The 4,094-nt window shown below is 51.6% G+C and carries 4 protein-coding genes; all 4 read right to left on the bottom strand.

All coding sequences use genetic code 11. The features are described from left to right. Positions 1–757: restriction endonuclease subunit S (locus ACEQU8_RS05460; RefSeq protein WP_370262088.1), on the bottom strand; the 757-nt coding region annotated here is incomplete at its 3' end. Further along, positions 757–2,883, bottom strand: a complete 2,127-nt coding sequence (locus ACEQU8_RS05455) for a class I SAM-dependent DNA methyltransferase (RefSeq protein WP_370262086.1) — start codon at positions 2,881–2,883, stop codon at positions 757–759. The genes ACEQU8_RS05460 and ACEQU8_RS05455, both read right to left, overlap by 1 nt. Positions 2,884–2,917: 34 nt before the next feature. After that, positions 2,918–3,319: a hypothetical protein gene (locus ACEQU8_RS05450; RefSeq protein WP_370262085.1), complete on the bottom strand. Its 402-nt coding sequence runs from the start codon at positions 3,317–3,319 to the stop codon at positions 2,918–2,920. Between the two features lie 130 nt (positions 3,320–3,449). Further along, positions 3,450–4,094 (bottom strand): DUF2130 domain-containing protein (locus ACEQU8_RS05445; protein WP_370262084.1); only part of this gene is annotated, 645 nt, incomplete at its 5' end.

Below are 4,094 nucleotides of genomic sequence, written 5' to 3'. Positions count from 1 at the left end.
GGTAAAAATGGGCATCCAAACGCTCACTCATGCGCGCTGGTGAAACAACTCGTACTCTCTTGGCAAAATCAAGGCCCGTTTGCTGGGGAACAAGTGCCTGGTGATATTGGTTGACTTGGGTCTCGGCCAACTTCGCCCATGCCCGCAGCCGCTCAGCTTGGCGGACTTTGTCGCCGATGTATTTTTGCACATCCGCCTCCGCTACAAACAGCGGAATTGAGTAAAGCGCGTCCTTGGCTATGTAGTTGATGATGGTGTTACTTGTGAGTCGATTTTTCAGTACTTGGCCGTGCTTTGATTTCAAGAATGCCAGCACGTAACGTGAATTTGTCTCGGCATTGAACGATGCTTTGTAAAGCGAGCCACTGACCATCAAGTACTTTGGGAATTCCTCCGGAACCACACCAACCTTAGAGACATTTCCCTTTACCTCAATCAGCAGTTCACCTGCTACGGCTAAGCCCTTCGGATAGTCGTCTTTGTAGTAAAGCGGCAATTTATCGACAGAGTTAAAGTCGATATTCCCTTGATCATCAATTTGAGTTGGTGAGAGGAATGGCAAGAGTTTTTCTTCAGCAATGCCATTTACGGAATCTGTGCCGTGATAAACCACACGATACCCGTCTGAAATGACCTGTCCGAGTCGTTGTGTCTTACCCAGACCATCGATTTTTTGCACCGTTTTCAGCGCTTCTGGGTTGTAGAACTCGGCGTCGAGCCGGTCTTCAAGTTGCGAGTGGATGCGAACGGTATACATCACTCACCCCGCTTATAAGCGCCAACAATCTTGTCGAGGTCATTCGGCACGCCAGCCGAGTAGTCCTCGATATTGTTTTTCACCACATAACCCAGCGTTTCTGCCACGGCCATAAAAACATCGCCTTGCGGCTCAGGCAGAAACTGTTCCGGGTGTTCCTTGCTTGCGTGGCGTTTTTGCAGATACAGCACCGAAGTCTTGGCCCCCGTACCAGAGAGTTTGAAAGTGTTTGCCGGGAGGGATAGCACCGTCTTCACGATGGCCTTGCCGCCTACAAACTGGCCGGTTTTTTCATCCTTGGTACCCATGATGTATTCGCGCACATAGCGATCACCGGAGTTACACAGCACACTATCCGGCAACACGATCAGCAGGCGGCCACCGGGGCGCAGCAGTTGCAGGCAGCGATCGATAAACAGCACAGCCGGGTCGATGGTGGCGCCCACCGGCTTCCAGTTGCCTTTGCCATCGGGCTTGCTGCCCAAGGCCAAACCGCTGGTGGTGGGGAACAGGTTGTAGACCGCCTTTTTACCGGTGGAGACATTGCGCAAATCGGTGCGGTAGCCTGGCCACTTGGGCGCGCCGTCTTCGTCCAGGTATAGATCGCCTGTATCTTCCCACTTCATCTTGAGGTGGTCGTAATAGGCGACGTACTCATCCACCACTTTTTCCGTGGGGCGGAAGCCGCCCAACACTTGCTCCATCTGCGCTTCGTAGCGCTCTTTGGATTCCTTGCCCTTTTTGTCGCTGGTGAACTTGGGCGTGCCAAACGGTGGATTGGTGCAGATGAGATCAAAGCTGTTCGGTTTGAACGCCTTGGTGGTAAGCGAGTTGTCAGTGTAGAAAATCTTGGCTTTGGGGGCGCCTTGCAGGGCCATGTTGACGCGAGCCAGCATCACCATGCGTGGGGCCGCATCGGCACCGGTAAAGGCGGTGTCGCGCAGGGTCTGTTTGAGTGCTTTCTTCTGCGCGTCACTCATGCCGCCCAGGTGATCGACCACGCTTTCAATGTGGCTGAGCGCTACCGAACCAAAGCCGAACGAGCCGCATGTGGGGTCGCAAAAGCGGAAGGCTCCGGCAGTAAGGCGTTCCATAGCTGCGTTGTCTTGCTGGATATCGTGCATGGCGATTTCCAGCATGGCTTGCTTGACCGGGTTGGGTGTGAGGTAAACACCCAGGCCGCCTTTGGATTCAAAGTTGGCACGCAAAAACACATCGAACACCCGGCCCAGTAAATCGCCCGCCACATCGGCCAAGGTGCCAACTTCTTTACCGGCAATCATGCGCCCCTGGTTGTCAGTCACCGGCCCAAGGTCTTGCATCGCCTCCAGTAAGGTTCGGTAGTTTTCCGGCTGCGTCAGACGCAGGTGGGAGTCGCTGGGGAAGATGGCATTGCGGGCACCATCATCGCTGACCACCACATAGTCATCGTGCGCTTTGAAGGTTTCAAAGGCTGCCTTGATTTGCTCGACGGCCTTGGCACCGTGCTTGGCCACGTAGTGATGGTCGAACACCTCGCGAAAGCGCTGGGTTTTACCTTCGTGGTCGGTAAAGCTGAGCTCGTCACCGTGATGGACGCGGAAGGTTTCGAGGAACAGCAGCTTGGCCACTTCCTCGATGATGTCATTCTTGTCGTTGACGCGATCTTTCACGGTTTGGAAGACCTGCTCGTGAAAGGCGTCAAAGCGGTGCATCAGGCGGGTGTAGATGCGCATCGACCAGCGGAAGGTCGGGTCTTTTTCCAGCTTTTCGTAGTTGCGGATCAGCTCGATGGAAGGCACTTCATCAACCGAGTGGGTACCATCGCTTCCATCGACGCCAAACAGGCTGTAGCAGCGGGTGTTTTTGTCATCCTGCAGGTGCGCAAACACCGGCCAGTCGCCACTGACGCTGGCCAGCAGCTCGTAAGCCAGTTGATCCAGCTTGTCTTCGCGTGAATAGTCCCAGTGTCCCGGTGTGAGTGCTATTAACAAGACCGAGGGTGTTTGGTTACCCTGGTCTACGCCCCAAACCAGTCCGGCTTTTACAAAGTCATGATCGCCAATCAGCGGAGTGTGTTCGGTGTAGTCGCTATATTTGGTGCGGATGGCTTGGTAGCGCTGATCCAGTGTTTGTTCGGTTGACATGGTTTCTTTTATTATCCTGAGTAGTCAAATGTTGTTATTCAACCAGTTTGAGAAGCTGACCCTTTAATTCGAGTCGAGCATCTTGTTGTGCTGCACTGCGTAGCATCGGCTCGGTGACCACAAGACCAGCCTGTAATCTGCTGACGAGCTGAAACAAGGGCATAGGGCGACCTGCCTTCCGCAGTAGCGCCACCATTTCATCGGCTAGGCTGAGCGTCGCTAGCCCTAACGCAGCATCGAGAAACCAAGCTAATTCACCACTGGGCAATTTACTGCATTTCAAAACCGGCATAGAAGCCAGCCATAGACTAACCTGCTCACGACTCCATCCCAGATCATGCCATTGGGCGACATGGTCCACCCACAACTGGTCCAGTGTGACGGGATTGGTGCTCGTGCGACTGCGCATTAATGAAAGTGGATCAACGGAGCTCATTAAATAACTTTGTAAATTCACTTCTGACCAATAATGACAAGGCTTTGAAAATTGTTGGAGGTAAACAAAATTTCACCTTGGCGACCATTTTTTAGTGAGTACTACTAGTAATCAATAAAAATTCTTTGAATTACTCTGTTTCGGAGGTTGGCAAATTCTTGTATCCCGCAAACTTCTCCGCCATAGTCGGATTATTCCGCGTGAGTTTCTTAACCGTTAGATCTTCTGCCTTGTCGTTTGCAAGCCTCAGATTGTTGGCAGATTTGTGCAACGCTTCTTTGGTTTTTTCAAGATCCTTAATTGCCTCATCGATTCGCTTGACCGCCTCTTCGAAGCCCTCAGAGGCTAAACGCCAATTGCGCCCAAATGAAGTCTTGAAGTCGTTGAGCTGAGTCTCAAAATTCGTGATATCCACGTTCTGAGCTTTGACAAGAGCCAACTCGGATTTGTACTTCAACGAACTCATTGCTGCATTGCGCAACAATGAAATGATCGGGATAAAAAATTGTGGTCTTACAACATACATCTTCGGATACCGATGTGATACCTCAACAATACCGCTGTTGTACAGCTCACTCTCGGGCTCCAGCATGGACACTAGGACAGCGTATTCACAACCCTTCTCGGTGCGATCTTTGTCAAGTTCTTTCAAGAAATCATCATTACGTTTCTTGGTTGCTGTCTGGTCACTTTCATTTTTCATCTCAAACATGATTGAGACAATTTCAGTGCCCTCATCATCAAGATCTCGAAAAATGAAATCACCCTTGCTTCC

The organism is Limnobacter sp., from assembly GCF_964228395.1.
In the GTDB taxonomy this organism is placed as follows: Bacteria; Pseudomonadota; Gammaproteobacteria; order Burkholderiales; family Burkholderiaceae_B; genus Limnobacter.
This window is presented reverse-complemented; position numbering and strand designations above follow the sequence as displayed.